Origin of the sequence: Candidatus Microthrix parvicella Bio17-1, assembly GCF_000299415.1 — a bacterium.
GTDB lineage: Bacteria > Actinomycetota > Acidimicrobiia > Acidimicrobiales > Microtrichaceae > Microthrix > Microthrix parvicella.
Genome location: NZ_AMPG01000001.1, coordinates 1,586,501 through 1,613,220, shown reverse-complemented (window position 1 = coordinate 1,613,220; position 26,720 = coordinate 1,586,501). Strand labels below are relative to the sequence as shown.

23 protein-coding genes, 3 tRNA genes and 2 pseudogenes are annotated in these 26,720 nt (G+C 61.5%); 22 read left to right on the top strand and 6 right to left on the bottom strand.

Features of this window, described 5'->3' with window-relative positions:
- Positions 1 to 134 precede the first annotated feature (134 nt).
- From MPARV_RS0107785 to MPARV_RS0107765, 3 genes are all read left to right on the top strand, one after another.
- A complete protein-coding gene (locus MPARV_RS0107785) occupies positions 135 to 818 on the top strand; it encodes a hypothetical protein (protein ID WP_012230102.1) in 684 nt (227 codons plus the stop codon).
- A 185-nt stretch (positions 819 to 1,003) separates the two neighbouring features.
- Positions 1,004 to 1,093: transfer RNA gene (locus MPARV_RS0107780), tRNA-Ser, on the top strand.
- 393 nt (positions 1,094 to 1,486) lie between these two features.
- A protein-coding gene (locus tag MPARV_RS0107765) for an IS3 family transposase (RefSeq protein WP_085951951.1) occupies positions 1,487 to 2,652 on the top strand; the annotation gives its coding sequence in 2 pieces (ribosomal slippage) (positions 1,487 to 1,739 and positions 1,739 to 2,652; 1,167 coding nt in all).
- Positions 2,653 to 2,688: 36 nt separating this feature from the next.
- On the opposite strand, the gene MPARV_RS25210 is transcribed toward MPARV_RS0107765, so the two are convergent.
- Entirely contained in the window at positions 2,689 to 3,138 is a 450-nt protein-coding gene (locus tag MPARV_RS25210) for an integrase core domain-containing protein (RefSeq protein WP_020377833.1), read from the bottom strand.
- A gap of 435 nt (positions 3,139 to 3,573) precedes the next feature.
- On the opposite strand from MPARV_RS25210, the gene MPARV_RS0107750 reads away from it, so the two are divergent.
- The 5 genes from MPARV_RS0107750 (at position 3,574) to MPARV_RS0107720 (ending at position 9,601) form a co-directional block, all read left to right on the top strand.
- The gene (locus MPARV_RS0107750; RefSeq protein WP_012230094.1) at positions 3,574 to 3,870 is read left to right on the top strand and encodes a nucleotidyltransferase family protein; all 297 of its coding nucleotides are present in this window, start codon (positions 3,574 to 3,576) and stop codon (positions 3,868 to 3,870) included.
- Positions 3,867 to 4,205: a HepT-like ribonuclease domain-containing protein gene (locus MPARV_RS0107745; protein ID WP_012230093.1), complete on the top strand. Its 339-nt coding sequence runs from the start codon at positions 3,867 to 3,869 to the stop codon at positions 4,203 to 4,205. The genes MPARV_RS0107750 and MPARV_RS0107745 overlap by 4 nt, the downstream gene beginning before the upstream one ends.
- A 654-nt stretch (positions 4,206 to 4,859) precedes the next feature.
- Positions 4,860 to 5,873, top strand: a complete 1,014-nt coding sequence (locus MPARV_RS0107740) for a tyrosine-type recombinase/integrase (RefSeq protein WP_238538831.1) — start codon at positions 4,860 to 4,862, stop codon at positions 5,871 to 5,873.
- A 1,078-nt stretch (positions 5,874 to 6,951) separates the two neighbouring features.
- The gene (locus MPARV_RS0107725; RefSeq protein ID WP_157789512.1) at positions 6,952 to 8,190 is read left to right on the top strand and encodes a hypothetical protein; all 1,239 of its coding nucleotides are present in this window, start codon (positions 6,952 to 6,954) and stop codon (positions 8,188 to 8,190) included.
- A gap of 193 nt (positions 8,191 to 8,383) precedes the next feature.
- Entirely contained in the window at positions 8,384 to 9,601 is a 1,218-nt protein-coding gene (locus tag MPARV_RS0107720; RefSeq protein WP_012231293.1) for an IS4 family transposase, read from the top strand.
- Positions 9,602 to 9,933: 332 nt separating this feature from the next.
- Here the strand turns inward: MPARV_RS0107720 and MPARV_RS0107715 are convergent, their stop codons facing one another.
- The gene (locus tag MPARV_RS0107715) at positions 9,934 to 10,569 is read right to left on the bottom strand and encodes a hypothetical protein (RefSeq protein ID WP_031277654.1); all 636 of its coding nucleotides are present in this window, start codon (positions 10,567 to 10,569) and stop codon (positions 9,934 to 9,936) included.
- Positions 10,570 to 11,011: 442 nt separating this feature from the next.
- Between MPARV_RS0107715 and MPARV_RS0107705 the strand changes: the two genes are divergently transcribed.
- The 4 genes from MPARV_RS0107705 to MPARV_RS0107690 all read left to right on the top strand — a co-directional run bounded on the left by MPARV_RS0107705 (position 11,012) and on the right by MPARV_RS0107690 (position 13,423).
- A complete protein-coding gene (locus MPARV_RS0107705; RefSeq protein WP_012230081.1) occupies positions 11,012 to 11,275 on the top strand; it encodes a hypothetical protein in 264 nt (87 codons plus the stop codon).
- Positions 11,272 to 11,484, top strand: a complete 213-nt coding sequence (locus MPARV_RS0107700) for a hypothetical protein (protein WP_012230080.1) — start codon at positions 11,272 to 11,274, stop codon at positions 11,482 to 11,484. The genes MPARV_RS0107705 and MPARV_RS0107700 overlap by 4 nt, the downstream gene beginning before the upstream one ends.
- Before the next feature lie 1,186 nt (positions 11,485 to 12,670).
- The gene (locus tag MPARV_RS0107695; RefSeq protein ID WP_012230071.1) at positions 12,671 to 12,871 is read left to right on the top strand and encodes an antitoxin VbhA family protein; all 201 of its coding nucleotides are present in this window, start codon (positions 12,671 to 12,673) and stop codon (positions 12,869 to 12,871) included.
- Between the two features lie 12 nt (positions 12,872 to 12,883).
- The gene (locus MPARV_RS0107690) at positions 12,884 to 13,423 is read left to right on the top strand and encodes a Fic/DOC family protein (protein WP_020377826.1); all 540 of its coding nucleotides are present in this window, start codon (positions 12,884 to 12,886) and stop codon (positions 13,421 to 13,423) included.
- 137 nt (positions 13,424 to 13,560) lie between these two features.
- On the opposite strand, the gene MPARV_RS0107685 is transcribed toward MPARV_RS0107690, so the two are convergent.
- Entirely contained in the window at positions 13,561 to 14,961 is a 1,401-nt protein-coding gene (locus MPARV_RS0107685; protein ID WP_012231233.1) for an IS1380 family transposase, read from the bottom strand.
- A 645-nt stretch (positions 14,962 to 15,606) separates the two neighbouring features.
- Between MPARV_RS0107685 and MPARV_RS0107680 the strand changes: the two genes are divergently transcribed.
- The 5 genes from MPARV_RS0107680 (at position 15,607) to MPARV_RS22445 (ending at position 20,914) form a co-directional block, all read left to right on the top strand.
- Entirely contained in the window at positions 15,607 to 15,816 is a 210-nt protein-coding gene (locus MPARV_RS0107680; RefSeq protein WP_012230069.1) for a YlcI/YnfO family protein, read from the top strand.
- Positions 15,813 to 16,214: a type II toxin-antitoxin system death-on-curing family toxin gene (locus tag MPARV_RS21060; protein ID WP_020377824.1), complete on the top strand. Its 402-nt coding sequence runs from the start codon at positions 15,813 to 15,815 to the stop codon at positions 16,212 to 16,214. The genes MPARV_RS0107680 and MPARV_RS21060 overlap by 4 nt, the downstream gene beginning before the upstream one ends.
- Positions 16,215 to 16,435: 221 nt before the next feature.
- A tRNA-Ser gene (locus MPARV_RS24635) sits at positions 16,436 to 16,520 on the top strand.
- Positions 16,521 to 17,196: 676 nt separating this feature from the next.
- The gene (locus tag MPARV_RS0107670; protein WP_020377823.1) at positions 17,197 to 18,507 is read left to right on the top strand and encodes a hypothetical protein; all 1,311 of its coding nucleotides are present in this window, start codon (positions 17,197 to 17,199) and stop codon (positions 18,505 to 18,507) included.
- A gap of 16 nt (positions 18,508 to 18,523) precedes the next feature.
- Positions 18,524 to 20,914: a TIR domain-containing protein gene (locus MPARV_RS22445; RefSeq protein ID WP_081582140.1), complete on the top strand. Its 2,391-nt coding sequence runs from the start codon at positions 18,524 to 18,526 to the stop codon at positions 20,912 to 20,914.
- 384 nt (positions 20,915 to 21,298) lie between these two features.
- Here MPARV_RS22445 and MPARV_RS0107655 read toward each other — a convergent pair.
- Positions 21,299 to 21,703 (bottom strand): annotated as a pseudogene (locus tag MPARV_RS0107655) (ISAzo13 family transposase); the annotation flags it as partial.
- Between the two features lie 110 nt (positions 21,704 to 21,813).
- Here MPARV_RS0107655 and MPARV_RS26255 point away from each other — a divergent pair.
- The 3 genes from MPARV_RS26255 (at position 21,814) to MPARV_RS0107645 (ending at position 24,156) form a co-directional block, all read left to right on the top strand.
- Entirely contained in the window at positions 21,814 to 21,990 is a 177-nt protein-coding gene (locus tag MPARV_RS26255; protein WP_478210073.1) for a pentapeptide repeat-containing protein, read from the top strand.
- On the top strand, positions 21,987 to 22,388 hold the full coding sequence (locus tag MPARV_RS26030) for a pentapeptide repeat-containing protein (protein ID WP_081582138.1): 402 nt from the start codon (positions 21,987 to 21,989) through the stop codon (positions 22,386 to 22,388). The genes MPARV_RS26255 and MPARV_RS26030 overlap by 4 nt, the downstream gene beginning before the upstream one ends.
- Positions 22,389 to 24,060: 1,672 nt before the next feature.
- Positions 24,061 to 24,156, top strand: a tRNA-Ser gene (locus tag MPARV_RS0107645).
- A 261-nt stretch (positions 24,157 to 24,417) separates the two neighbouring features.
- Here the strand turns inward: MPARV_RS0107645 and MPARV_RS26025 are convergent.
- Positions 24,418 to 24,636: pseudogene (locus MPARV_RS26025) on the bottom strand (integrase core domain-containing protein); the annotation flags it as partial.
- Between the two features lie 596 nt (positions 24,637 to 25,232).
- Here MPARV_RS26025 and MPARV_RS24630 point away from each other — a divergent pair.
- Both MPARV_RS24630 and MPARV_RS0107630 read left to right on the top strand, forming a co-directional pair.
- Entirely contained in the window at positions 25,233 to 25,514 is a 282-nt protein-coding gene (locus tag MPARV_RS24630; RefSeq protein WP_157789510.1) for a hypothetical protein, read from the top strand.
- Between the two features lie 108 nt (positions 25,515 to 25,622).
- On the top strand, positions 25,623 to 26,009 hold the full coding sequence (locus tag MPARV_RS0107630) for a hypothetical protein (RefSeq protein ID WP_020377816.1): 387 nt from the start codon (positions 25,623 to 25,625) through the stop codon (positions 26,007 to 26,009).
- A gap of 272 nt (positions 26,010 to 26,281) precedes the next feature.
- On the opposite strand, the gene MPARV_RS0107625 is transcribed toward MPARV_RS0107630, so the two are convergent.
- Positions 26,282 to 26,707 (bottom strand): hypothetical protein, encoded by a 426-nt coding sequence (locus tag MPARV_RS0107625; protein WP_020377815.1) that lies wholly within the window; start codon positions 26,705 to 26,707, stop codon positions 26,282 to 26,284.
- Positions 26,708 to 26,720: the final 13 nt, after the last annotated feature.

The following is a 26,720-nucleotide window of genomic DNA, read 5'->3' as shown; positions in this document are numbered from 1 at the left end:
GATCGCCGAGCCTGAGGCGCGGTCAACCTTGGAGTTCGATGAGAACCGTCGGTTTCTCACGTGGCTCCAACCTTGACTGCTCATGGTTGTGCATGCCCCGAAGAGTTCGGGGCACCAGAGAGAGGCACGACATCATGAGAACGGCATCCCCCAACCACACCGCCCCATCGGGCTTCAAGAAGTGGGCGGCCGCAGCGCTGCTCGCCGGTGGCCTCGGCGTCACCGGGCTGGCCCTTGCAGGCCCGGCCTCCGCCCAGGACAACACCTCAACCACGGCCAAGACCGAACAGACCCAACCCACACAAGCCGACGCAGGCACCGCCTCGAACAAGGTGGGCGATCAGGCGGATCGCCCGCCCAAGGACGGCAGGGGCGGGCCCGGTTTGGAGGCCGCCGCCAAGGCGGTCGGCATGTCGGTGGACGACCTCAAGTCCGAACTGAACCAGGACACCTCGCTGGCCGATGTCGCCAAGGCACACGACGTGGAGGCGAAGACCGTGATTGACGCCATGGTCACCGATGCGAAGACCCATATTGCCGAGCAGGTCACAGCCGGAGACCTCACCCAGGCGCAGGCCGACAAGCGTTTGGCCAACGTCACCGAGCGCATCACCGAGCGGGTGAACACCGCCGGGCGGCCCGAAGGCCATGGTGGGCCCGGCGGATGCGACAAGGACGGTGCGCCGCCGGCCGATGGTGAGGCACCAGCCAAGGGCGATGAGGCCCCCGCTGACGCTCCGGCCAAGAGTGACGACTCGTTGGCAAGCACCACTGCCGATGCACCAACCACACAGGGACTTGGCGCCATCGTCGGCTGATGGGCTGAACCTCCATACCACCAGCAGCAACAGTGACCTCGGCCAGGCCGGATGCGAACCCCTCCGCATCGGGCCTGGCCGAGGCGCGTGTGCTGGTGCCGCTGAACACTCGGTTTCCGGGGTGCTTCGGCCGTGCTGCGATTCCCAGTGTGAACGGGACGAGACGCCCGACTAACATCACGGACGGAGAGTTGCCAGAGCGGACGAATGGGACGGTCTCGAAAACCGTTGAATGCGCAAGCATTCCAAGGGTTCGAATCCCTTACTCTCCGCCACTACAACCCATGGGGCGACTGGGATGTAGCCTATTTCACCATGTACTGGATTGCGCCGCTGAACTCTATTCCCTCGGAGTTTTGGGTGGTTCTTCCATGGCCAGAGCATTAGCGGAGTGTCCGATTCCCGCTAGGACCCGCTCCGTCACCGTAAGTTGGACCACTGGCGCGGACCACTCCGTGGGTGTTGGTGCCGAGAAGTCATCCGGCACTTCGTCGGCAGCCTGTGCCTGGCTCGGTGAGGTGGTTTGTGTTGTCGGACGCGTTGAAGCTGGCGCTTGCAGTGGTGTTGGTTGACCGGGGAGTGGTTCAGGCGGCGGTTCGGTATGGGGTGCCCCGAGGATTTCGGACAGTGGGTGATTGATAACATCCACTGACACAAAGGAATCCAATATGGTACGCAAACGAACAAAATACTCTGACACTTTCAAGGCCGAGGCCGTGAAAATGGTGATCGACGGTTCCCGGCCGATCGCCACGGTCGCCAACGAGTTGGACATCAACCCGGGCACACTCGGTGTGTGGGTCAACAAGTACCGTGATGCCCACCCGATCGAGGAGGACCCTTTGACCCCAGCCGAACGTATCCAATTCTGCGAACTCCAAGCCGAGAACCGGGAACTCCGAATGAAAAACGAGTTCTTGGGAAAAGCGGCGTCCTTCTTCGCCCAGGAGTATCGGTGATCTCGAAGTACGAGTTCATCGACGGCGAGAAGGCGAACTACCCGGTCACCAAGATGTGTTTATGGGCGGGCGTGTCGAAGTCCGGCTACTACGACTGGCGGAAACGTCCGCTGTCAGCAACCGCGGAACGACGCGAGGAACTGGCGGTCGATGTCCGCAAGGTCTTCGATGCATCCGATGGCACCTACGGGCACCGTCGGGTCCATGCCGAGCTGGGCCGCAAGAAGATCGCTGCCGGCCTTGAACTGGTCCGTCGGGTGATGGTCGAGGGTGACATGGTTGCCTGTCAGCCCAGGCCATACAGGCGAACGACCGACCCTGACGGCACGCCGAGCACGGCGGACTTGGTCGACCGGGACTTCACCGCCGCGGAGCCGGGCGTGAAGCTGGTCGGTGATATCACCTATATCCGCACGTGGGAAGGGTGGGTGTACTTGGCGACGGTGATCGATTGTTTCTCGAAGATGGTGGTCGGGTTCGCGATGGCCGACCATATGCGCACCGGTCTGGTGACCGACGCGTTGCAGGCCGCGATCGACGCTGGCGGCATTCAGTCGAATGCCATATTCCATTCGGATCATGGGGCGCAGTACACCTCTGAGGAGTTCAAAGCGTTCCTTGCATCAAATGACATGGTTGGGTCGATGGGTAAGACCGGGGTGTGTTGGGATAATGCTATGGCGGAATCGTTTTTTGCTTCGTTGAAGAACGAGTTCGTTTATCGGACAGTGTTCCCGACACGAAGAAAGGCTGTTTCGGGTATTGCGCATTGGATCGAGATTTGGTATAATCGTTCCAGGCTTCATTCGGGGATCGGTTACCGGACACCGGTTGAAGTGCATGACAGCTATCGCGACGAGACACGGGCAGCGTAAGGGCTGCCACAGATCACTGTCCGAGAAACGCGGGGCTCACCAGTATTCGCTGATGAGTCCAGCGCAGGTGGTGTGACGTTTGATCGGTTGGCCTGTGCCGATCGGGATGACGTCGGCACTGTCGTTGGGTGCTCGTTGGTGGAGTCCTCGGTGAGGGCGATGGCTGTTGTAGTGCTCGACGTATTCCTCGAGCAGCTGTCGGAGTTGGTATTCGTTCCAGATGATCGTTCGGTCGAGGAGTTCATGACGAAGAGTCCGGACCCATCGTTCGGCGTAGGCGTTTGCTTGAGGTGACCGTGGTGGTGTTCTGATTGCGGTGATCCCGGAGCCGGCGAGGACTGCGTCGAAGGATCGGGTGAATTGTCCGGCACCGTCACGGATCAGAAATTTGAACGGGTGATGTTCACCGAGCTTCATCATCAGGTTGCGGGCGGCTTGGGTGGTCCAAGAGCCGGCTGGGTTGGCGGTGATCCCCTCAAGGTGCACCTTCCGGGAGCGAACAGAACGTGGAACCTGCGTAGGAATGCGTTGTCGACACAAGCGAAGTCGGTAGCCAGGATGGCTTTCGACTGGGAGCGGATGAACTCTGACCACGATGGGCCGGTTCGGTCGCGTGTCGGGTCGATCCCGGCGGTGCGGAGGATCTTCCAGACGGTCGACGCGGCGAGTTTGTGACCGAGCCGTGCGACCTGGCGTTGCAACACGAGGATCTGGTGACGGAGCGCAAGGATCTCAGCGTCTCGGGAATCACCGGCCGCAAATACCCAGCCGATTCGTGTGAGAACGAGGCGTGCAAGCGAGGGAATCAGATCCGCAAGACATCGACGCTACCGATCTCGACGAACACCCAAAATTCTCAGGACCACAGTGCGGATGACTCCTCGGCGCCTGAAGGGTCGATGGGGCCCGTAGTCTGTGGTCATGGCCGTTCCTGCTCTCCAAGAGCTACGAGTTCGCCGTGAGGAGATCCTCGGGTTGGCTGCGGCGCGTGGGGCTCATCGTGTACGGGTGTTCGGATCGGTAGCTCGTGGCGACTCAACCCCCACCAGCGATGTCGACTTCCTGGTCCAACTGGACGACGAGCGCGGGCTGTTTGACCTTGGGGGGCTGCTCATGGATCTCCAGGAGCTCCTCGGTTGCGACGTCGATGTCACCACCGAGGCGGGCCTTCGGCCGCGCGTGGCCGACCGGGTGTTGGCCGACGCTGTTGAGCTGTGAGAGAAGACAGCGATCTCGTACTCGACATGATCGAGATGTGCGACCTGATCCTGGAGCATGCTGCGGATCCGGACCGTATGGAGGTGGACCCTGTCGTTCAGGCGGCCGCGCAACGATGGATCGAGGTGCTCGGCGAAGCTGCCTCGAAAATGTCCGCCGAGGTCAAGGCGGCGCATCCGGAGATCCCGTGGCGAGACATCGTCGGCACCCGAGTGATTCTGGCTCATGCGTACTTCCACATCGATCCGGCCGTCATCGGTCAGGTGATCAGCGCTGACGTCCCGACGCTTCGCCGGCAGCTCGACACAGTCCTCGCTGACCTCGCCGACGGCTGACGGCCGGGACGCCTGTTGGCGCCGAAAGGCCATCCGGCAGCGACGGAGTTCGTTGACGGACTTGTCAGCGCAGCGAATGCGTCCGTACTGGGCGGAGCCGGAGCCGACCGCGCCAATGCTGCGCCGCCAGCCACGTCGATGTCCGCATGTGTCCATGTTCGCACTGCTGGGGGTGTGGGCGGCTTGGGTAGTTGGCGCAACCGCCCGGGTGCCGTCTTGGCCATGAGAATGGCCATGATTGGAACCCTCAATGAGGCTACGAAACCCCTCGAAATTGCCAGGAGGTCGCGGTTGCTAGGGGTTTTCGAGGGTACAGGAGGGCTGTGCAGCCGTCTCGAAAACCGTTGAGCACGCAAGTGTTCCAAGGGTTCGAATCCCTTACTCTCCGCCACCAACATCCCTACGGGGAACTGGGAAGTAGCCGATTTTGGCGGTTGCGAACTCAGTCGAAATCGTGCCTCTTTTGGTGTCGCATCCCATCTGCCATCCCATCCAACGGTTGGGTCTGACAGGGTGGCACACGTGTGCGGGTCACTCAGAAAGCTGCCATCAGGGTCCTGGGAGATCCGACTTTTCCTAGGCACTGACGACACCGGAAAGAAGCGATACCGGTCAAAGTCGGTGAAGGGTTCCAAGCGGGAGGCTGAGCGCACGATGCGCCAGCTGATCGCGGAGATTGAGGCCGGTCGTGTGGAGTCCGGATGGTCCGATCCGACGCTCACAGTCGACCGACTGCTGGAGCGCTGGCAGGCGGCGAATGTCAACGACTGGAGCCCGACCACCGCCCGAGACCACCAACGGACAGCCGAGGGCTGGATCTCACCACACCTCGGCACCGTCAGGATCAGCCGGCTGACAGTCGAACGCCTCGAACGCTTCTACCAAACCCTCCATACCGAAGGCGGCAAGGCTGGCCGCCCGCTGTCGGCGCAGTCGGTCAAGAAGGCCCACAGCATCCTCAGAGCAGCCCTGTCCGCAGCTGTTCGCTGGCAGCTGATCCCCAACGACCCGGCGGTCATCGCCCACACCCCACGAGTCGAGCCCCATCAACACAACGTCCCCGACCTCGACACGGTGGCGGCGATCATCGAGGTGGCCGACCCGAGAATGGCCGTCATCATCCGGCTGGCGATCGCTACCGGCGCCCGCCGAGGTGAGCTCGGCGCGTTGAAGTGGTCCGATATCGACTACCACAAACGGCTGATCACGTTCCAACGTTCGGTCGTCGATGGCGGGCCGGCATCGAAGGTGAAACCAACCAAGACCCGCACCACCGGTATCGTGTCTGTCGGTGAGGCCACGGTTGCTTCGATCGAGACATGGCGGGCCCATCAGACAGCAGTCTCGGAGAAGGCTGAGTTCGGCCCGCTCGACGACGACGGGTGGGTGTTCCCATCCCAGGACTGGGGTCATCCGATCTCGCTCAACCAGATCACCTACGACTGGCGCACCCTCGCGGATGCCCACGGACTCGACGGTGTCCGTTTTCATGACCTCCGCCATGGAACGGCCACACATCTCATCGCGAATGGTACCGACGTGCGCACCGTCGCCGGACGCCTCCGTCATGCCAGCCCAACCATGACACTCGACGTCTACGCCGCCCGAACCACTAAAGCCGACCAAGCCGCCGGACAACTCATCGACGACCTGCTGGACAACCCATGACCAGCCGTCGATTCCACCGCGTTGGCCATTGGCCGCACGTTGGAGGAACGAGCCTGTTGGCCGTCCCATCTCACATCCCATCCAAATGCTGATTTGTGTCCGTGGGGCTCAAAACCCCCGAAACTGCGCGGTGGCGACTCGATCACCGGAAGGCCGGTGCGAATAGAACGGTTTTCTGGGGGGATTCTTGGGTGTCGGCGGGTACACCGCTGACGTGACCGTCAGTGTGGCTTGGTACCCCCCATTTGGTCAGTCCCTCCGCTGGCGTAACCGTCACCCCGCTGTCAGCAACAAGCTGAGTTCGGGCCTGGCGGGCACTGCGATCAATCGGCTCCGGGAACGGAGTCAGCCCGGAAGCCATCACCGCTCGATGATCCACAGCCAACGCCCTCAACCAGTGCCTCGGCCCGACGGATCCCTTCGCATACCTGAACATCGACTTCGCCGCTCCCGAAGTCGTCGAACGACGAGTCCGTCGTGATCGTCACGGTCTTCCCGTCGAATTCGTGCCGGACCGGGACTGGGTCGCCCTCAGTCGTGGAGAACACGACGTCCCAGACGACGGGACTGCCAGCTTCGAACTCGGTCATGAAGCAGTCAGTGCCTTGCTTGGCGATCTGATCATCGAGATCGTTTGAGAGCGATGTTGCTGGGCAAGGTTTGGATTGTTCGCCAAACACCTTCGACCCGTCGGCCCTCGATCCGCCAGCGCCACACCCGGCAGTCAGAACGCACAGTCCAGCCACGGCAACAACCAACGGGAATTTCATTCAGGGAAGGTACCAGCCTCGCCGTTCATGCCAACTGGCTGTCAGCTCATATGGCTCGGCTCAATCGAGGCCGGACCAAGATCCCTGCACCTCCAACAACTCACCAACGATTGGACCTGTTCGGTTCTCCATGAGCCGATCCATGCGCCGGTGTTGGTACGGTCGACGCGATGGGCCGAAGCCAACTCAAACATAAGCGCGGACGTGTACGCCGCCCGACCGTTCTTGAAGCGTTCGGATCTACGGCCCGGCCTGGAATGATGCGACGATCAACAAGACGAGCAGTGAGCGCGTGCGCCGTTCTCTTCGTGGCCTTTCTGAGCGGATGCGGCGAAGAGCACTCGCCGGACGACACCAACCCCGATCCGGGCGCGGTCTCACTCGACGTTGTGTTCGACTCTGGCCCTCCTATCCAGGTTGCGATGGCACCAAAGGGCGGTGGTGTTCTTGTCGGTGGAATAGTCGAGGCTGCGGTCACTACCGGAGCCTGTTCCGTAGATTCTTGTGAGCGTTCAAACCAACCGAGCCTGTCGGGCTCCTACGGGATCTCCATCGGATTCATCACCGACAGTGCTGGCACCGATCTGCTGCACGTCCTTACATGCAGCACTGACATCGAGCCATGTCCGCCTGTAGACCTATCGGTGGAGTTGTTCCAGGCTGGCGGTGACTATGCACCTATCGCTGTCATCCCACTGAAAAACTATGGGCTGATGGGGTCGAATCCCGTTGTGAACGGCACCATCCGAGGCGAAGGGTCGCCGGTGGTGACCGTCGCCGACGAGGTATCGATGAGTTCGATGGTGTTCGTAGTCGACACGGACGAGGGGACGTTCACCGACAACGACGCGAGCGGCGGGATCGTTGCCGTTTCTCCGGCGCCAGATGGTTCGGTCGTCATGGCAACCAAAAAGGTCGATGTCAGTGTCACCGTCGGCGGCGGTCCCGTTGCCCCAGTTCCAGCGCAGCCGCTACCAAGCTTGACTGTGCCCGAAGGCGTGTCAGGATCGAGCGGGTCGGGCGGCAGTTCCCTCGAACCCGGCGGCACGGAAGGACCACCGACCGCCGAAATTGAGATCCTTCGACTCGACACCACCAACGATCTCGGTGTCGTCAGGACAATCTCGGAGGCGTCTCCCTCCACCCAGTTCCTTGCAACACCAGATGGCTTGAACCTGATTGCCACGGGCGACACGATGGCCACGGATGCCGTGACCGAGAAGGAAGTCAGCAGCCTCGCTGAACGCCCTGCAACAGAGGCATCTACGATCACCGCCCAGTTCTGCGCAGGGTCGGTGCCAGGCGCCCTCCTTGTCGATACAACTCAGGTCCTACCGAACCCGCAGTCAACAACACTGTCGTTCAGCGTTCCCGCCGGTGAGATGCTGAGCATTGCCACCTTCGAACAGACTGGCCTTGTGTCCCCCAATGCCGCATGTGCCGTGGGCGACCGTGTTTTCGCGGTGGTAGCCAGAGCGCCAACGAACCCGAGCGACACCCCCAACCAAGAAGAGCGCAGCGGAGCCGTTGAACTCATGGTTCTGTAGGCCCACGGCCCAGGGGGGCGAAGATGCAGCGCATCACGAGACCCTTCGTGCGGAGGCCCTCGTCGCCAACTGTGGCGACCCAATCCCCCTCGCGCTGACAAGCCGCTCACAGAGCGAAAGCACCCGGCGGGCCACGGCCATGGGTTAGTTGCAATACCGTCCAGTTAGGGTCACATTGGTGTAGTTTGGGTGGATGCCACGTGCTGGACAGTTGAAGCCCGAGTCGGATCGTCGTTTGTCGGATTTGGTGTCGGTGGGGGTGTTGATGAGGGCGTTCCCGCCAGATGCTGTTGATCGGGTGATCTTGGAGGCGGGTGCGAAGGAGCAACGCCACCGGGCGTTACCGGCGTGGGTGATGGCCTATTACTCGATGGGCATGGCCCTCTACGCGGACGGCTCGTATGTGGATGTGTTGGCGTTGTTGACCGACGGGTTGTCGTGGACTTCGGGGTGGGAGGACGCCTGGAAGTTGCCGACGAAGTCGGCGATCTCCCAGGCCCGTCAACGTCTTGGGTCCGCGCCGGTGGAGCAGTTGTTCCGTCAGGTGACCGGCCCGCTCGCAACGGTTGATACGCCGGGGTCGTTTTTGGCTGGCCGTCGTTTGGTCGCGATTGATGGGACCACGTTCGATCTTGATGACAGCCCGGCCAACGACGGGTTCTTTGGGCGGCCGGGGGTGAACAAAGGCGAACGGTCCGCGTTCCCCCAGGCCCGGGTTGTTGCGGTCGCTGAGTGTGGCACCCACGCGATGTTCGACGCGGAGATCGGTGTGTACTCGGCTGGTGAACGCGAACTGGCCGGGCCGTTGATCGACCGGCTGGCCCCGGACATGATGCTGCTCGCAGATCGCGGTTTCTACAGTGCTGCGTTGTGGCAACAGGCCGCATCGACCGGTGCGGATCTGTTGTGGCGGGTCTCGAAATCGATCAAACCCCGCCCGGTTGAGGAACTCTGCGACGGGTCGTGGGTCGTGGAGATCCGCCCACCGAAAACCCCTGGGATCAGCCGGGGCAAGGCGTTCCGGGTTCGGCTGATCGATTACACCGTCGACAACCATACCGGCCAAGAACCCTCGGAGATCCGGCTGTTCACCACCGTGATGGACCCGGGCGACATCGGAGCCCAAGAACTCGCTGTGGCGTACACCCAACGATGGGAGATCGAAACAGCTTTCGACGAGTTGAAAACCCATCAGCGCGGAGCGAGGGTGGTCCTCCGGTCGAGGTCGCCGGACATGGTCCACCAAGAGATCTGGGGGCACCTGTGTTGCCACTACGCCATCAGAACGTTGATGTGTGAAGCCGCCCACCACGCCGGCCGAGACCCGGACCGGGTCTCTTTCGTTGCTGCCATCAACATCGCTCGTGCCACCATCGCCCAACCGGGCGACTTTCCCCCCTCAGCACACTGAAAGCCGCTGGACCCAAGCAATCCGCAGGCTCGCCCACCGGCTCAACCCGCCCCGACGGCTCCGCACCAACCCACGGGTCGTCAAACGCAAATACGTCAGCTGGCACGTCAAACGCGTCCGCCACGCACTCTGGCCCCAACCCGACGGTCCACCCCTCATCACCATCCTCCCTTAACTGGACGGTATTGGGGTTAGTTGTAGGTGCCCAGAACGATCAAACCCAGAGGCGTACCTTGCGGCAGGGGCCTCGGGGAGTTCTCCCCATGATACCGGGGCTTCGCTGGCTGCAGGTGTTGAGCGCCCCACCCATCCCACCGTTGAGGTGCCATGCCCTACACCGATTTTCGTTGAAGCACCACCACCGCTGCGACAACTACCAGCGCAGCGGCGACGGCGATGAGCCAGGGAGCAACCGTTCTCGACGCTTCTGGGTTGGGCTGGTCTTGGCCGACGGTCGTTGACTCCGGTGGTGGCGGAGCCGGTTTGGGTGCGGTGGTGGATGGGGGCGTGATTGCCGGTGCGTCGCTGATCCGAAGCCTCGGCTCAACGTAGGGAATGTTCGGAGCGGTCCCGGTTTTTCGTGCGTGCAGTTGGGCGTCGCCCGGCGATGCGTCGGCGGGGACAACCATCTGCACTTCAAATCCGTACTGTTTGTCTGCGTCAACGGTCCCCAGCACCCATTCTGTGTCGTCTTGGGTGAGGATGATCTCGATGTCGGTTGTCGGGCGACCTAGCGCCCCTTCGCCGTTTGGTGGCGGACCGGTGTCGTAGCAGTTGTCACCCCACGCTTCGCCGGTCACGGTCACTTCGCCACCTCGATCCACATCCTGAGGGCTGAACGACATTGATGGGCCCGAACAGTCGGCGGAAGCCGGGGGTGCGGAAACCAGACCGGCAGCCATCATCCCGACAAGGGAAGCGAACACGCCAAGAAGACGGCGTTTGCCGGGTACGGCGCTGCTGGTCATCGCAGGCATCCTCTCCTGGAAGCAGTGCCCGCCGAGTACCGCCTCCGCTAAGACAGCGGCGGTCACGCGCCGCGACAGCACGGGTATGCGGGCGTGACGGTCTCCGACTCGTTGCAGCGATCCCATACTTACTCCGACGGCCGCCGAGCCGCTCGAGTTCCCCAGAATTTGGTCGATTCCAAATTTGCGCCCGCCGGCACTGCCGGCCCCGCTGACCTCGACCGGCACACCGCTATCGCAGGCACCGTCGTACGTGGCGAACGCCTCGTCTCACCAATCTGAGGCCACAACCCACTACCTCAAGACGTGCTCATCGCATTCCTCGCCTTCGTCGCCCAGGTCAGTCCTGCCGGCTACTGGTCGTGCTCGCAGTCCCAGAGGCAGGGGCGGTTGTGGGTCATGCTGGAGTGGTGAACGACGCAGAACGGCCGGGGAGCACCAAGTGAACGAGCCGGTCTACCTGTTCTCGCGGATCGCGTTCCGCCATGACATCGACGAGGCCGACACCCTTCACGCGCTCCGAAACGCGATCGGCCAGTGGCACCTCGATGCCGAACCACCGGACCGTCCCGACGTCCGGCTATTGAGCATCGGCCCGGCCCGAAACGGGCAGCTACTGGAAGTCGCGGTGATTCCGTCGCATACTTCACATCAAGTGATCCACTCGATGAAGCTCCGCCCGAGCACACGGGCCCTGTTCCTATGAACACCAAAACCGCGCCGACACCCACCCCAGAAACACCGCTGTACACCTACGGCGACTACCTCGCCGACACCGACGGGCACCTCTACGAACCCACCGGCACCGCAGTGATCGTCGACGGCAAACACGCCACCATCGCAGCGATCGAGGCCGAAGCCGACGAATACACCAAACACGGATTCGGTCCCTACACCACCCGCACCGCCAGCTGACCACCCCAACACGGGTCCTCGGCTATCTCACATACGGTGGAACCTGCTTGATGTGAGAGGTTTGTCGCGGACACGGGTTGTGAACACATCGTGCTGCGGCCCTCCCCGATCCGACGTCATTGTCAGAAGTCGGGTGGGCCCGCCACGCGACGTTGCAGCCAGCGGCGTAAAATGAGGACCCCATCCCTGGCCTGCTCGGATTGTTTGGACTGTGGTGCTCCGTGCGGTGCCCACGATCACGCAGATCTCTCAGAGCTGCTTGCTGAAATCCCTAACCTTGGGTTGAGCTGGGGCCTCCCATCTGGTCTGTGTTGGCGTGGACCACCCATGGGGACTCTGGCGGTCTTCGACAGCGGCAAGCCCTCGGGAAATCGACTCCCGTCTGCAGCGACGCATCGTCGTGGTGTTTGGCCATGAAATTGGCCATGATTGGAAGCCTCAATGAGGCTATGAGACCCTATAGAATTGCCAGGGCTCCGCGGTTTCTGGGGGTTTTCGGGGGTAGAGGAGGGCTGTACAGCCGTCTCGAAAACCGTTGAATGCGCAAGCATTCCAAGGGTTCGAATCCCCTACTCTCCGCCACTACATCCCATGGGACGACTGGAAAGTGGCCGGTTTCGCCGTCATTGGACTGCGCCGCTGAACTCGATTCCCTCGGAGTTTTGGGTGGCTCTCTCATGGCCAGAGGATTCGCTGAGTATCCGATTCCCGCTAGCACGCGCTCCTTCACCGCAATTTGAGCCACTGGCGGGTACCACTCCGTTGGGGCCCCATCACGCCTGCGTTGGTTCCCTCGGACCGGGCAGCCAGACCTCTGTCACCACTGCGGATAGCGCGTAGGAGCTACACCTCGTGATGGGACTCACCCTATGGCGGCTGCCCATGTCTCCGATCTCTCCCCGCTCGAGAGTTTGGTCGGACTGGTTGAACGTCGCATGTGGCTCCCAAAGGGGTTGCCACATCCGCCAGGCCAGGGGATACTTGGGAGTGCCAAAGGCACGAGCCAGCGGAAGTGAACCCCGGTGCCATCCTCGGACGAGGTGAGCTGGGGTTCTGCGCGTTCAGTCCCAGCGCTCCCTCCCGCTGGCTGCTCCTCGATTGGCCGTCGGCCCCGCCGCCGAGCCGACTCCTCACGGCCATGGCCCCATGGGAGGCAAGAGCGGAACCGACCAGGTAGAATGTTGGGGTGGCTACCACCGCGAAGACCTCCAGTAGGGCAGTCGCAGCTGCGGTCGCCGATGCCCGGCTCGAAGGCATCGAACTCCACCCCGACGCGATCAGCATTCTTGACCAACTCGATGCTGGGCACATCGACTCCGACACCGCAGGTCGGGAACTCCTCGCCCGCCACGGCATCACAGCACCTGCCGGTCACCCCTTCGCCTGAATCAACTTGGCCGTGAGCGCCATCGTTGACCCGTACCTGGAGCCCGGAACCGAGTGCCTTCGCAACAAGCTCGGAATCCGCGACGCGGGTCTGCTCGCCGTCGTAGAGGCCGAGGTCGTCGCCAACCGCGCAATCCGACTTGCCAACAGCCCTGGTCTGGTCCTCCGGACATGGGATTGGACCCACTGGCAGAACCTGCATCGCCACCTCTTCGGTGACGTCTACGACTGGGCGGGCGAGTTCCGAACCGTCGACATCGCCAAAGACGGGCACGGATTCCACCCGGTCTCCATGCTGATCACCGCCACCCGTTACTGCGCCGAGCAGATACGTGCCCTCGCCACTGGACCGAACCCCGGCCGGGGCCAGCTTCCCGCCCGACTCTCAGTCGTTCTCTCGGACATGAACGAAGCGCACCCGTTCCGGGAAGGCAACGGCCGGACACAGCGCGTCCTCCTCGGCCAGATCGCTGAAGTTCATGGCGCTCACCTCGACTGGACACTGATCAGCTCTGACCCGGATATTGCAGCCCGGTTCTTGAACGGCGTGTAGGCCACTGGTTTGGGTGGGTGCTGCCTCTGGTGTGAGGTTGAATGGTGTTTGTCTGGTTTTGGGGCGCGGTGAGGCAGAAGGTTGTGGTGTGGTCGGGTTGTCCGGGCTGAGTCTGGGTGTGTGGGTGCCTGGCCGGGTCAGGCGAACGCGGGCAGGGCCCGGATGCGTGTGAGGGCTTCGATGAACGCGTCGGCCCAGGCGTGGGATCGTGGGAGCCGCAACTCGAGGCCGCCGGCGTGGTTGACAACTCGTGCTGCGACATTGAAGAACGCGAGGCGGAGCCGTTTCCCACGGCACCGTTTGAACGTCGGGGGCAGCCCGAGGTGACGGACCCAGCGGGCGGTGTTGTGAGCAAGCACAGAGGCGTGCCACCACAACCAGTTCCCGAAGAAGTTCTTCACCGGCGCGTGGATCAGCCCAAAGTCTTCCTTGAGTTGCCGGATGGTGTCCTCGGGGATCCCGCCACGAAGCCGATGGTGGGCCTCGACCTCTGCTGGGGGTGCGAACAGGGCGGGAAGGTTCGTGACAATCGCATGGAACCTCCAACCGTCAAGATCATCAAAGGACAACTGGTCACCGGCGCTGGTGCGTTGACGGCGCACGATCATCCGCAACATGCGCCGGGTCTTGCCTTGCCCCATCACGAAAGGTGTTTCTGCGACCTCGGAACCCCGCTTGGCCTCGCCGGCCAACGCTGGCACCCATTGCGTGTCAGGGTTGGTGGCCAACGCCCGGACTTTCGCTTTCACGTTGGACCGTTGTGGCGCGGTCACGGAGAACACCCCACCCAGCGCCTCGACGGTGTCGAACACGGCGTGTTGGTAGCCGGCGGAATCGACACGGACCCACAGGTTCGTTGTTTCCCGGACCGGGCCGGGGATCGCCGACACACACTCTCGAATGAACCCGGCGTTGTCCCGGCCCGGATGGGCATTCCCAGACCGGGCACGGATCGCGAGCACGTCACCGGTCTCACCACACACCCCGATCAGCGGTGACAAGCCAACCTCGCCCCGGTAGGAGAACTTCGAACCTTCCTTGTCCGGCCCGTAGGTGTCGACCAGCGTGGCATCGGGATCAACCGTGACCATCCCACCAGAAGGTCCCGCACCCGACGCCCACGCCCGAGCCAACATCGTCCGGTTCACCGCCGCGGCTTTCTGGACCCGACCAAAATCGGCTCCGCCACAAAACCGGAACATCGTCGCGTGTGAGGGCAACACGTGAGCGCCCCGCAACTGTTGGGTCGGCCCATCCAACAGGGACCGGTCCGACAAGAAATCGCCTCCGGCCAACAGGATCTCGACCAACGCCCGATAGCACTCCCCGCCGGTGTAGCCGCCAGGCCCGATCGGCCGCAACCGGCGCCCATCGGCGACACCGACCAGGTTCAGGTTGTCCAACATCGGTCCCCACAACGCCACCCCGCCCACCCCGGTCACCTTGTCATCGCTCACCTTGACCTTCACCGAAGCACTCCGGCGGCGGGGCTGTCCGATCAGTTCCCCGGCATCAAACAACGCGCCTGTAGCATTCACCTGGCAGGTGCTCCTCTCGCTAGTCGAATAGAGCTGTTCGTACTCTCCATTCTTCCAGCCAGCAGGGGCACCTGCCGCGTCAAACCACCAACAACCCGCTACCCGGCTGCAATATCCGGGTCTGAGGCGAACATCGCAGCGTCCAAAGCTGCAGGCAGCGATGAGTACGCCTTCACCGAACTTCTCACCCGTGCCATGCACCTTGCGGAAGACCACTAATCCGGCGGTTGGCCCTTCACCCCGTGCTGGGCAGGATGACGGCCACCGCTGGCACCCCGCCAGCCTGACAAGCCCAGCCTCGGAAGTCCCAACTTTTTCGGCGTTCCAGTCAGTGAAAGTGACTTGATCCCACCGATTAGGTCTTCGGGTATAGACCGCAAGGGTTTCGCGACGTCTGAAGCTGGCCTTGAGGCACTACCGGCGGGGCCGCTCTCCTGTCGTCGGGGGCCGGGCACTCTCTTTGTCCAAGGCCACCGACGGTTCATGAATTGCATGGTAGATCGGCGTCCGGCTGGCGATCCCGGGGTTTCGGCCGCCATTGGGTCTCGTCTCCGTGGCGTTTGATGTAGTGAGCGCCCGACGTCGGCCGCAGCGATATCAACCCTACGTATGCGAGGCCGGAGCGCATCTTGATATCATGGTGTCATGACAAAGCAAACTACGGTCCGTTTGCCGGACGGTCTCGCTGACGATGCAGAGGCTGTCGCCCGGGTTCGCGGCGAGAGTGTCAACAAGCTGATCATCGACTCCCTTGCGGCCGAGATCGATCGGGTCCGCGCAGACGAGAGCTTCACCGCACGGGCCAAGAAGCTGCTCGATCGTGACCAGGAGATCCTCGACCGACTCGCGAAGTGACCCGCTACCTCAGCCTCGCTGAGTTCTGGTTTCTCGCCGAACAGGTCACCGGCGTCGCCGCTGCAACCCTCATCAACGCAAGCCGTGTCGATCTCGCGGACTCTGCGCTCCACGCGCCCCAAGCTGGCTTCGGAGAAACCGAGTTCTATCCCGACCTGCACGACAAGGCCACTGTGTTGGCCTGTCGGATCGCGTGGAACCATCCGCTGCCGGACGGCAACAAGCGGGCAGCGTGGGCATGCCTTGTTCTGTTCATTGACATCAACGGCGGGTCATGGAACGACGGGCGGCCCGACCCCAATGATGCCGTCGAAGCGATGCTCGCCGTCGCAGCCCACGACGTCGACGAAACTTGGCTGGCTGCCTGGTTGAAGGACCGCGTCGACCTCCAAGCATGAACTGCGCGGCCACACGACCCCGTTGACCTAAATCCGGCTGGTTACGTTGTGAGCGCCCCCCTTGGCTGGCCCCCCAAGCGAGGCGAACAGCCGGACATTGCCCTCCGTCACCGGTGGCCATCACTGGGGTGTTGGCCATGAGATTGGCCATGATTGGAACCCTCAATGAGGCAACGAAAGCCCTTGAAACTGTCAGGAGCATGCGGTTTCGTGGGGTTTTTGGGGGTACAGGAGGGCTGTGCAGCCGTCTCGAAAACCGTTGAGCACGCAAGTGTTCCAAGGGTTCGAATCCCTTACTCTCCGCCACTACAACCCAAGGGACGAGTGGGATGTACCCGATCTGGTGGGCTGGCGGCGGACAGGCATTCTGGCGCGAATAGAACGGTTTTCTGGGGAGCCCTTGGGATTGGCCGTTGTACCCCTGACCTGAGGGGGACACTACGGGGGTCCCTCGGCTTGGCGGACCCGGGATCTGAGCCTCGTCTCCTCGGGAAGAACGGGACCTTCTCGTTGTGCAGGCTTGGCTGGAATGTGGGCTCATCGCCCGCGCTCCTGGATCCTGCCACCCTCACGGACTTGGTCCCGAACGACACCACGTGATGGGACTCACCCTGGAGTGTCCACCGCTGTGGGCCGGCAATCGGGCCTGCATGAAATCGGCCGATGGGCATCCATATTGTGGTCCGCATGGCGGAGGGTCGCGCGGATTCGAGTGAGAACGAGGGGAGCAGTCCACGAGGCGTCGACGACACCGACTTCGGCGAAGACACGAAATCCTCACGATCACAGGGCGGATGACTTCTCGGCATGCACAGGCCAGCAGACAATTCGAAAAGAGGCCAAGCTCCGAAGAGGCCGCGGGGACGCACCGAGCCCACCGACCAGACCCCCCACATCACTACGGAAACACCGCAACGCCCACCCACATCATCAATCAGCCACGTACAGGACGAATTTGATTCGGGCGACACAATAGGCAAGGATGTCGAGCGAGATCGTAGGAAGGCACGAACTCGCTGATCCTGAGGGGGATACAATGAACAGCAACTACGACGACTATGTGGCTACGGTTGCCGACAACACCCGCCTAGGGCTCAGCGAAGGGGCTCTCTCGATTTCCGACGCCCTTCCATGTCATATCGCCCGCGAGCTGGAAGTTCCCGCAAACCGGTTTATCCAATCGGCCGACCCTCTAGCTCTATCGTACCGTAGCCTCCCTCGCGTTCTCACATCGACACACCCACCAATTCCAAGAAAAATTGACTTCGGGAGTGCCGTATATCTCAAGGAAGGGATCATTGATTCCATATACCGCGACACGCCCGTCACGGTGGTGTTCGTCGGCGATGGCAATAGCGATAAACGATTCGCCTACAACACACACCGACTGCTGGCGGAACAAGATGGTCGTTATGAAGTTCACTGCTATGTCGGCAACGAGGGCCTGATCGGCCAGGAATTCGCCGGGGGTGTTGTACCAGAGGGTTGGAGCGGAGGCCTGGAAAGTGCTCCCCTGTTCTACAACGCTCCAGACTGGTCGCAGCTTGACGTGCTCCACGAAGTCGTCGGGCAGGCTGTAGCGCGCAACAGACGAGTCCTCACAATTGTTGACGTCGATGGGACCTACCTTTGCCCGCGCCCGCTGTTCAACCCGATCGTCAAGGAGGCTCGCCGGCGCGCAATTGTTGAGTTCAGCAATGACTGGTTTGATTCATCCCTCTTCTCTTCACAAACTCCGAGCCATGTTGAGAAGCTGCTCGCCTGCTACGACGCCGCATCGGCCACGACGTTCAGTAAAGACTACGATGATGAAGACCTCACAATGCTACTGACCCTCGGGATCTACTGCGGCACCGTCGAGTCGACTGACACACTAGTCAACCGAGGCGACGACGTGGGATTCGTCGAACCGATCGAATTCTTGACCTATTCTGCCTTCAAGATTGACAATGATCACAACTGGCGTGACAAGCTTTCGAGACTCCGGACGTTGTACACACAATGCGCCACCATCCTGCAGAACGGAGGCCCCACTGCATTCCCTCAGTTCCGCTCTGCGGAGGAGCGTGTGCTGCAGTTGTGGAGCCGAGAGGGTGAGGAGGGTGAACCCGAAGCAGTTCTCTCCCGAGAGATGGCGGATTTCGTTCTGTCGATCGTGGAACTTGGTGCATTGCCAATCGCCATGACGGATCGGCCCAACGTATCGTTGGGACTCCGGTCGAACTCCGACCGCGCCCATACAGCCTCACCGGGCGCTGGCGCCTTTATCAGCCGTCAACTGAGACTCGTTTAGGGTATCGGGGGATCCAGTGTCAGACTACATTGTCATTAGCGTTGACGCCCCCGCCACGACCGCCAACTTGGGCGCTGGCTATGACTGCCTGGCGCTGGGCCTTGACTGGTGGAATCAATTCTATGTAGTAGTGCGTCGATCCGGCATCGTTGTGGAACCTCTGGTGAGGCTGGATATCGACTGGACTACGTTCGGGCGGCAGGACGACCTCATCACGAATCCCGTCACGAATGTATTCGTAAAATCTTTCAAATCGACCGTCGAGTATCTCGCTGATGCAACGAAACTAGGCCTTCCGCCGCTAAATATGTTCTTTGGTTCGAGGGTGAATCTCCCTACTGAGCGTGGATTGGGTTCGAGTTCGTCCGCATGCGTTGCGGGAACGGTTGCCGGATTCGAGTTTCTCAAGTGGTACCGCAGCGAGGCAGAAGTAAGCCGACGCCTACAACATTCGTGCGATACCACGATCGAAAACGATCGGCAACGGCGCGATCTACTGGCGAGCCTAGCTCGGCGCCATGATACTTGTCCGGACAATATCTGTGCCGCTCTCTCTGGTGGCTTAACCTCAGTTTTCGTGGATAGCGGGACAGGACGGTCGAGGTTCTCTGAAGAGCTTCACTACTTTAGTTATCCGATTGATGATCCGTCATTAAAGTGCGCAGTAACCATTTTCAATCATGGCATTTCCACGCCGACGGCTCGCGGGGCGCTGGAAAGCACAAACTATCGCATCGATGACGCTGCGTTCAATGTCTCTCGTTCAACGTGTCTGCCAGCCGCACTAACGTCTAGAAGGTACGAATTTCTCGATCAGTTGACCAAGGACCGGCTCCATCAGGGCCAGCGCGCCGGACTCTACCCGATCGACTTGGACCTACTTTCCGATGCTGCGATGGAAGAGGGCGCCTATTGTACGTTCATTAGCGGCGCTGGATCGACACTTGCGACACTTGCGAGTCAGACGAACGCTGAGAAGGCTATCGAAGCAATAGCCGGACGGTTCGACGAATTGATCAGCGAAGGGCGGGCTCGCGATAGCGGGTGGAGCATCGCAGACAGTCGCGTACTCGATCTTTCACTCCAGGGGGCGGAGTCACGAGCCAAGGTGGTGGAAGTTCCGGAGCGGCGAGTAGCTGAACTCCTGGATTCTGATCACCTTGCGACTTGCGTCTCTGCATGGTTCAAGGAGCTTGCTGCATCGGGTCAGGCCTATCGGCCGACAGAGAAGGAACTCCAAACGGCTGTCCCGGAGGACACAATTGCGAAGGAGAAACCTGAACCGGAGCTTGACCTATTCGTGGTAGAGCTGCTCTCGGATGAGCTGGTTGGTGTAAGCGAACAGGTCTTCAACGAACTACCTGCCGCAGAGCAGGCACTCTTCAATCGGCTGAGCGGGGAGATGCAGATTCGGATTGCAGGCAAAGCTGTTGAGTTGCGCGCCGCATCTGATCGCCTTCCTCCGGGGTCTCCCACACAACGCCGTCTCCAGGCGGCTATCTCTCAGTACCTCCAAGAGCTTGTCCGTCAGCCAGACTCGCCAGCGCTCGCTGGAGCAGTTGCTAAGCTTGCGACCCACGTTGAGGAACTGGCCCGAGGCATGCTCGACGTCCTGGCGAAGTCGGTCTACCCAAAGGATGCTGGCCGAGCGCAGACCGAACTCAAACTGCCCAGCAGGAAGATTCTTACAATGAGTCTGGGAAAAGTAGCCGTGGCTCTTCATACTGCACAGAAGCATCCGGACTTCGTACACTATTCAACCATCCTTGATGATGCTAACGTGTCCGGGTTGTTGGCGTTCAGCGAGATTCGAAATCTTTGGATGTACGAAGCCGTAAGCGGCAGCGCGAGTGTACTAATGAATTCAGCCGGTGGCGCAATACTCGATGGCGCTGAGTTGGTCGAATGGTTGTTGCGATCTCGCTCGGAGCTGGCCGAGATGGAGGGCGGGTCGAATGCTGCAGTCGACCTGGAGGCAGGAGCCGCGAACTTCTTCATTAGCCATGCATCGGAAGACAAGGAGGCAATAGCTCGACCGCTCTATGAGGAGTTGAGCGGCCGTGGCTATAAAGTATGGCTTGATGAAGCGGAATTGACCGTCGGTGACAGCTTGCGACAGAGAATCGACGAAGCAATCTCCTCATGCCAGTTTGGGATCGTAGTTCTGAGCGACGCCTTCTTCCGCAAGGATTGGCCCCAGGAGGAACTCAACGCTCTCTTTACGCGGCAGCTCAGTGGCGTGAAGACTATCCTCCCAATTTGGCACGACGTGGACCAGGCGCGGGTTCTCCAGTACTCACCGCTCCTGGCCGACCGGCTGGCGGCCCGAAGCAGTGATGGCGTCGAGGAGGTAGTGAGGCAGGTTCTCGCAGCCTTCGACGCGGAAATCCGTCGGAGAAAACGTTAACGCTGACGGTGTTTGTGCCGAGAAGTCATCTGATATCTCTTCGGCAACCTGGAACTGATTCGGTGATGTCGTTTGGTGTTGTCGGGCGCGTTGAAGCTGGCGTCTGCGGTGGTGTTGGTTGACCGGAGAGCGGTTGGGGCGGCGGTTCGGTTTCCTTGGAGGTTGTTGACGGTGGATCGGTTGGTCTTTGTCGATCGGGGTGACGTTCTCGGTGTCGTTGGGGGCTCGTTGGTGGAGTCCTCGGTGAGGGCGGCGAGAGTTGTAGTACTCGAGGTTTCGTCGAGGAGCTGGTGGAGTTGTTGCTCGTTCTGGATGGTGGTTCTGTCGAGGAGTTCGTGGAGGAACGTCTGCACCTATCGCTCGGCGTAAGGGCCCGCCGCGGGATTAGGGAGTCGTTTGGGGTGTGGCCCCAATGGTGTAGTTCCAGTCGCTGTGCCAGTCGTGTTTGGTGAGCGGGATGGTCTCGAATTGGGTGTCGGTGATCTTGACGCCTTTGGGGTACACGTGGGCGTCGTAGGACGCTTGGATGGTGAGCCCTGTTTGGGTGGTCGTCGCTGAGATCAGGTTGACGACGGTGTAGATGCTGGTGAGGGGCCGGCCCCGCCAGTTCATCGTGATGAAGCTGAACATCCGATGCTCGATCTTGCTCCACTTCGAGGTGCCGGGCGGGTAGTGGCAGACGGTGATCTCGAGTCCGGTCCGTTCGGCGAGGCGGGCGAGATGCCATTTCCATGCGCGGACCCGGTAGCCGTTCGACCCGCCACAGTCGGCGGTGATCAACAGTCGGGTGGGATTGAGTCCCGGCTGGTGGTGTAGTTCGGTTGTGCGATCGTCGGCGTCTCAGGTCTGGCTTGGAGCGTCGACTCTACAATACATTCACCTCTGATAAGATTTGCCGTATGTTTGGTCGTCGGAAGAGAGCTCAAGAACAAGTTGAGGTGCTGGTAGGCGAGGCGGATTTTGCAACGACTCGCGACGGCCCGTACATGCGGAAGGACTTGACCGGGGCGAACTTTCGAGGAGCGGATCTTCGTAGCGCCGACGCAGCCACCGCTCGCCTCGGACAGCCGACCTGACAGGAGCAGACCTACGAGGGGCCAACCTAGCGTTGTCCGTATTGCAGGAATCTAACCTCACGGATGCAAACTTGGCGGGGGCCAGCCTGTTCAATTCACAATGCACCGCTACCAACTTCGAGCGCGCAAACCTGGTGGGGGCCGACCTTTCGATGAGCAGACTCCAGCGAGCTTGCCTCCGAGACGCGAATTTGTCGAATGCCAACTTGAGCGAAGCCAAGCTTGAGGGCGCGGATTCCCACGGTGCCGACCTGACGGGCAAGTCCGATTGCGGCCCAGGATCGAAGCTGCTTTTCTGCATCTTCGACGTCCACGTAGCCGTGTTCTTCATCTCGCCAACGGGCGTGGAGCAGCTTGGCGGACGCTTTCCGGTAGAGGTCGCGATGAGTTTCGGGTAGCACGCCGGCTTCTCCGACGATGCAATACAGCGCGCAAATCAAGGGAACACGCGCTAGCTGGGCACGGCCCGGTTGTTGAGCCAAATGCTGTTTGAGCCTCTCTGCCGCTGAGGGTTTGAGCCATCCGTCGATCATGGCCACGACATCTTTCGGGTAGCTCAGCTCTTGCAGTTCCGCGACGGCGTGGCGTTCGTCCGCTGGGTCGATCGTGAGTTGTTGGTTCCAAGATGACGGGCGACTGGTGATGAGAATCCGCCAACCTTCGACGGTGGTCACTGATCCGAGTCGTCTGGCGTTGACGACACTGGCTTCGTCGAGTGAATCGAGCACGACCAATGCGTGTCCGTGTTCGTCTATCAGTGTCCCGATTGCGTCCGTGAATCTGGCGCACCCGAGATCGGGCAAGCTCCTTTTGGCAGCTGCGAATACTGCCCGACGCACACCGTCACCTTCAGCGAAGAAGTGCTGGCAGGTGGCGTAGATCGGAATCTCGATCCCTTCGACGGGGACGCCGTGGTTGAGCCTGTCGAGGGCAGTCTGTGCGGACCTGCGAGCTGTTCGTTTGGCGAACCACGTCTTTCCAGACCCGGGCCAGCCGAGGACCACAAGCCGGTCAGAGCGGTCAGCAACTGTGTCTCCGTCGTCAGCTGTTTCGGGGGCTCTGGTTGGGGTGTCGTCGTCGCGGACTGTCAGTTTGCGCTCGATGTCGCTCGGCCTGGGTGCGGAGGCAGCCGCCTCCTCTCGTGTGGGCCAAGGGTCGTCATCGAGGTAGTCGATCATCCCGATGAGGTAGATGCGGAGCACGCGGGCGCCGGCCGGACCTGGGGGGAGGCGATCGCGCAGGAACTCGAAGAGCTTTCCGAAGTAGCGGCGGGTCTGGTCTTGCGTGCTCACGAGATCGTCGTGGATCTGGAGGAACGCCTCGTCAACGCCGTGGAGCGTGTCCTTGCGGAGTCGTTCGAGCAGCCCTGCGAGGTACTCCCGGAACATGCCTTCGTCTAGGTCGCTGAGTTGGAAGCCCAACAGGTTGTTCGCAACGGCAGCAGCGAGGTCCTTCCCTTCTTCGGCCGAACGGGTTTGGGTAGGAGGAAAGCAGGACGCAACGAGCTGTTCCAGGTCGTCGGTAGTGCCTTCTGCAACGCGGATCCATGTGTCTTCCTCGCTCAGAAGCTCCTTCAGGGCCGAGAGCTCGGTCGGGGTCAGATCTCCACCCCCGGAGGCTGCCGACAACGCTCGAAGCGTCTCCTCATCCCGGCCGAGCACCTCGTCGATCCAGCGCTTGCCTGAGGTCCCCATGCGCTGAGCCGTCCACGACACCGGCCATCCCACCGCGGCAGGACCTACCCCTTGCGCCAGAAGCCACTCGACCAACGTCACACGACGGATCGTACGAGATTCAGCACCTTCCGTCAGAGAGTTCATCAGCCAACGGCTCTCCTTCTCCATTGCCCGCGCCGCGCTTTAGCCACTCACCCAATCCGATCAGCTGACGGGACCTGCATCCGTTCGGCAGCGTGTCTCGAATTTGTCACGTTGAACGAACTGCGGAGTACCGCAGTCAGGGCATCCATCACCGGCGCGTCGCCGCCTGCTTTGGCCATGAAAATGGCCATGATTGGAACCCTCAATGAGGGTACGAAACCCGTCGGAACTGCCAGGCGGTCGCGGTTTCGTGGGGTTTTCGGTGGTACAGGAGGGCTGTGCAGCCGTCTCGAAAACCGTTGAATGCGCAAGCATTTCAAGGGTTCAAATCCCTTACTCTCCGCCATTCGCAGCCCTACGGGGCACTGGGGAGTAGCCGATCCAAAGGGCTCCCACGAACACCCCCAGCTGATCCCATCTGAGCGGGGCATCCCATCTCTCCCATCTAGCCGTCAGGTTCTCGCAGGATGGGACACATGCGTGTTCGTGCCGAGGAGTTGTCCGGTGCTTCTCCGGCGGCCTGGGCCGGATTTCGGTGATGGGGTTGGTGTTGTTGGGTGCGTTGAGGCCGGCGTTTTCGGTGGGTGTTGGTTGACCGGGGAGCGGTTCAGGCTGCGGTTCGGTACTCGTTGATGAGTCCGGCGCAGTTTGTGTGACGTTGGATCGGTTGGTCTGTGCCGATCGGGGTGACGTCGGCGGTGTCGTTGGGTGCTCGTTGGTGGAGTCCTCGGTGCGGGCGACGGTTGTTGTAGTGCTCGAGGTATTCCTCGAGGAACTGTTGGAGTTGGTGTTCGTTTCAGATGATGGTGCGGTCGAGGAGTTCGTGACGGAGTGTCCGGACCCACCGTTCGGCGTATGCGTTGGCTTGAGGCGACCGGGGCGGTGTTCAGGTCGCGGTGATTGTGGATCCGGCGAGGACAGCGTCGAAGGATCGGGTGAATTGTCCGGCACCATCGCGAATCAAGAACCGGAACCTGTGATGGTCGCCGAGGCGGCTCGTCAGGTTTCGGGCGGCTTGGGTGGTCCAGGAGCCAGCTGGGTTGGCGGTGATCCCCGCAAGGTGCGCCTTCCGGGAGCCGACCTCGATGACGAACAGAACGTGGAACCTGCGGAGCAAGGCGGTGTCGACACAAGCGAAGCCGGTAGCCAGGATGGCTTTCGACCGGCAGCGGATGAACTCTGACCACAATGGGCCGGTTCGACCGCGTGTCGGTCGATCCCGGCGGAGCGGAGGATCTTCCAGACGGTCGACGCGGCGAGTTTGTGACCGAGCCGTGCGAGCTCGCCGTGGATTCGCCGGGATCCCCAGTCGTGCACCTCGTTGGGGAGGCGGATGGTCAGACTCCTGAGTTCCGGGTCGATCGGTGGACGTCCCGTGTTGGGTGTGGGCGGTTGGGTCCAGTGCCGTGCAACGACTCGGCGGTGCCATCGCAGCACCGTCTCCGGTCGGACAATCAGGAACGTCGCCGCCCGCCGCGTGCGATCGGTGGTGCTGCTCAGGAGTGCAAGGATCGTGCGGTCGGTTTCGTTGAGCTTCGGCCGGTCGACCTGGCGTCGCAACACGAGGATCTGGTGACGGAGCGCAAGGATCTCAGCGTCTCGGGAATCACCGGTCGCGAAGACCCAGCCGATTCTGGTGAGAACGAGGTGTGCAAGCGAGGGAAGCAGGTCCACAAAACGTCGACGCTACTGGTCTCGGCGTAGGTCCGAAACCCTCTGGATCACTGGGCGGTTGACTTCTCGGCAACTTCAGGAGCGCTCCAGGACGTTTCGGGCCCCGACGGAGAGCCAACCGGTGACCGCTATCTAGCCTTGGACACCTCCGGTTCCAGCGTCGAACTTGAACGGACGATCGTCCACGAAACCGGCCACCTGATCTTCTTGAAGCCCGGCACCGATGACACCACCGAATACGCGGACGCCTTCAACGAGGAATTTCCTCCCGGCGCCGACTACAGCGCTGACGCTTTCGTCACCGAGTACGCCGCCAGCTCCCCGGAGGACGGCGGCGAGGACATCGCCGAGTCCTGGGCCATGTTCGTCTTCGGCGACACCGAATTCGCAGGCGACGCTGACGAAGACGGTGACCTGGACGTGGTCGAGCCCGACACGCAGGCCGCACAAAAGGTCGCGTTCTTTGAGGACTACCCCGAACTGGTCGATCTTGCAGACCAAATACGACAGAACGCCGGCGTCTAACCAGCAGCATCCCTGACGGGGGTATTCGCGAACCCAACCCTGGCATCGCGAGCCAGCTATCCGAGCCCGCACATAGCGGCTCCACATAAGCCATCCCCGGGTGAAGGCCAGGCCCGCCCTGACAGTGCCAAAGACGTTGGCGGGTTCGAGGGCAATGTGCCACCGCCCGTTGACGATGTGGAAGTTGACGCTACGCGCGAGATGGGACAGATCCGAGGGACTCGCCACCGCTTGTGGGATGCCGGTGAAGCGACGTGGGACTGGTGGCGGTGTCAGCCAGTTGCGCCTTCGATCGCTGCGATTCGTTTGGTGTAGGCCTCTTGGTTGATTGCGTTGGCCTCAAGTAGGCCGTCGGCCAGCGTGCGTCTGGTGGCCGACTCGCTCGCGTCACCGAATGCCGCGTATCCCAGGTCGGCCTCGACGAAGATGGTGAGGCGAGTCTCTTGAGCGCTGCCGTTGCGTGTTATCTCGACGCCGAGCTGGGCCGTGCCCGCGCCATTGTCGGACGCCGTGACGGTTCCGTTGACTGAAGTCGGTTCTCCGTCGGCGCTGAGCTCGGCGGAGACGTCGACGGCCAGTTCAGCTACTCCGTCGTTGTTCTTGGTGAACCTGATCGAGTCGCCCTGGGTCGTCGCTTCGAATCGGGCCTCGAAGTCCACCGGTGTGCCGACGTCCGTGAACTGTTTCGAGAGTTTCAACTGCTTCTGGAGT

Coding starts and splice junctions, on each gene's coding strand:
- MPARV_RS0107785 (WP_012230102.1), top strand. CDS start 135: ATGAGAACGGCATCCCCCAACCACACCGCCCCATCGGGCTTCAAGAAG.
- MPARV_RS0107750 (WP_012230094.1), top strand. CDS start 3,574: ATGGCCGTTCCTGCTCTCCAAGAGCTACGAGTTCGCCGTGAGGAGATC.
- MPARV_RS0107740 (WP_238538831.1), top strand. CDS start 4,860: ATGCGCCAGCTGATCGCGGAGATTGAGGCCGGTCGTGTGGAGTCCGGA.
- MPARV_RS0107720 (WP_012231293.1), top strand. CDS start 8,384: ATGCCACGTGCTGGACAGTTGAAGCCCGAGTCGGATCGTCGTTTGTCG.
- MPARV_RS0107715 (WP_031277654.1), bottom strand. CDS start 10,569: ATGACCAGCAGCGCCGTACCCGGCAAACGCCGTCTTCTTGGCGTGTTC.
- MPARV_RS0107700 (WP_012230080.1), top strand. CDS start 11,272: ATGAACACCAAAACCGCGCCGACACCCACCCCAGAAACACCGCTGTAC.
- MPARV_RS0107680 (WP_012230069.1), top strand. CDS start 15,607: ATGACAAAGCAAACTACGGTCCGTTTGCCGGACGGTCTCGCTGACGAT.
- MPARV_RS0107670 (WP_020377823.1), top strand. CDS start 17,197: ATGTCGAGCGAGATCGTAGGAAGGCACGAACTCGCTGATCCTGAGGGG.
- MPARV_RS26255 (WP_478210073.1), top strand. CDS start 21,814: ATGTTTGGTCGTCGGAAGAGAGCTCAAGAACAAGTTGAGGTGCTGGTA.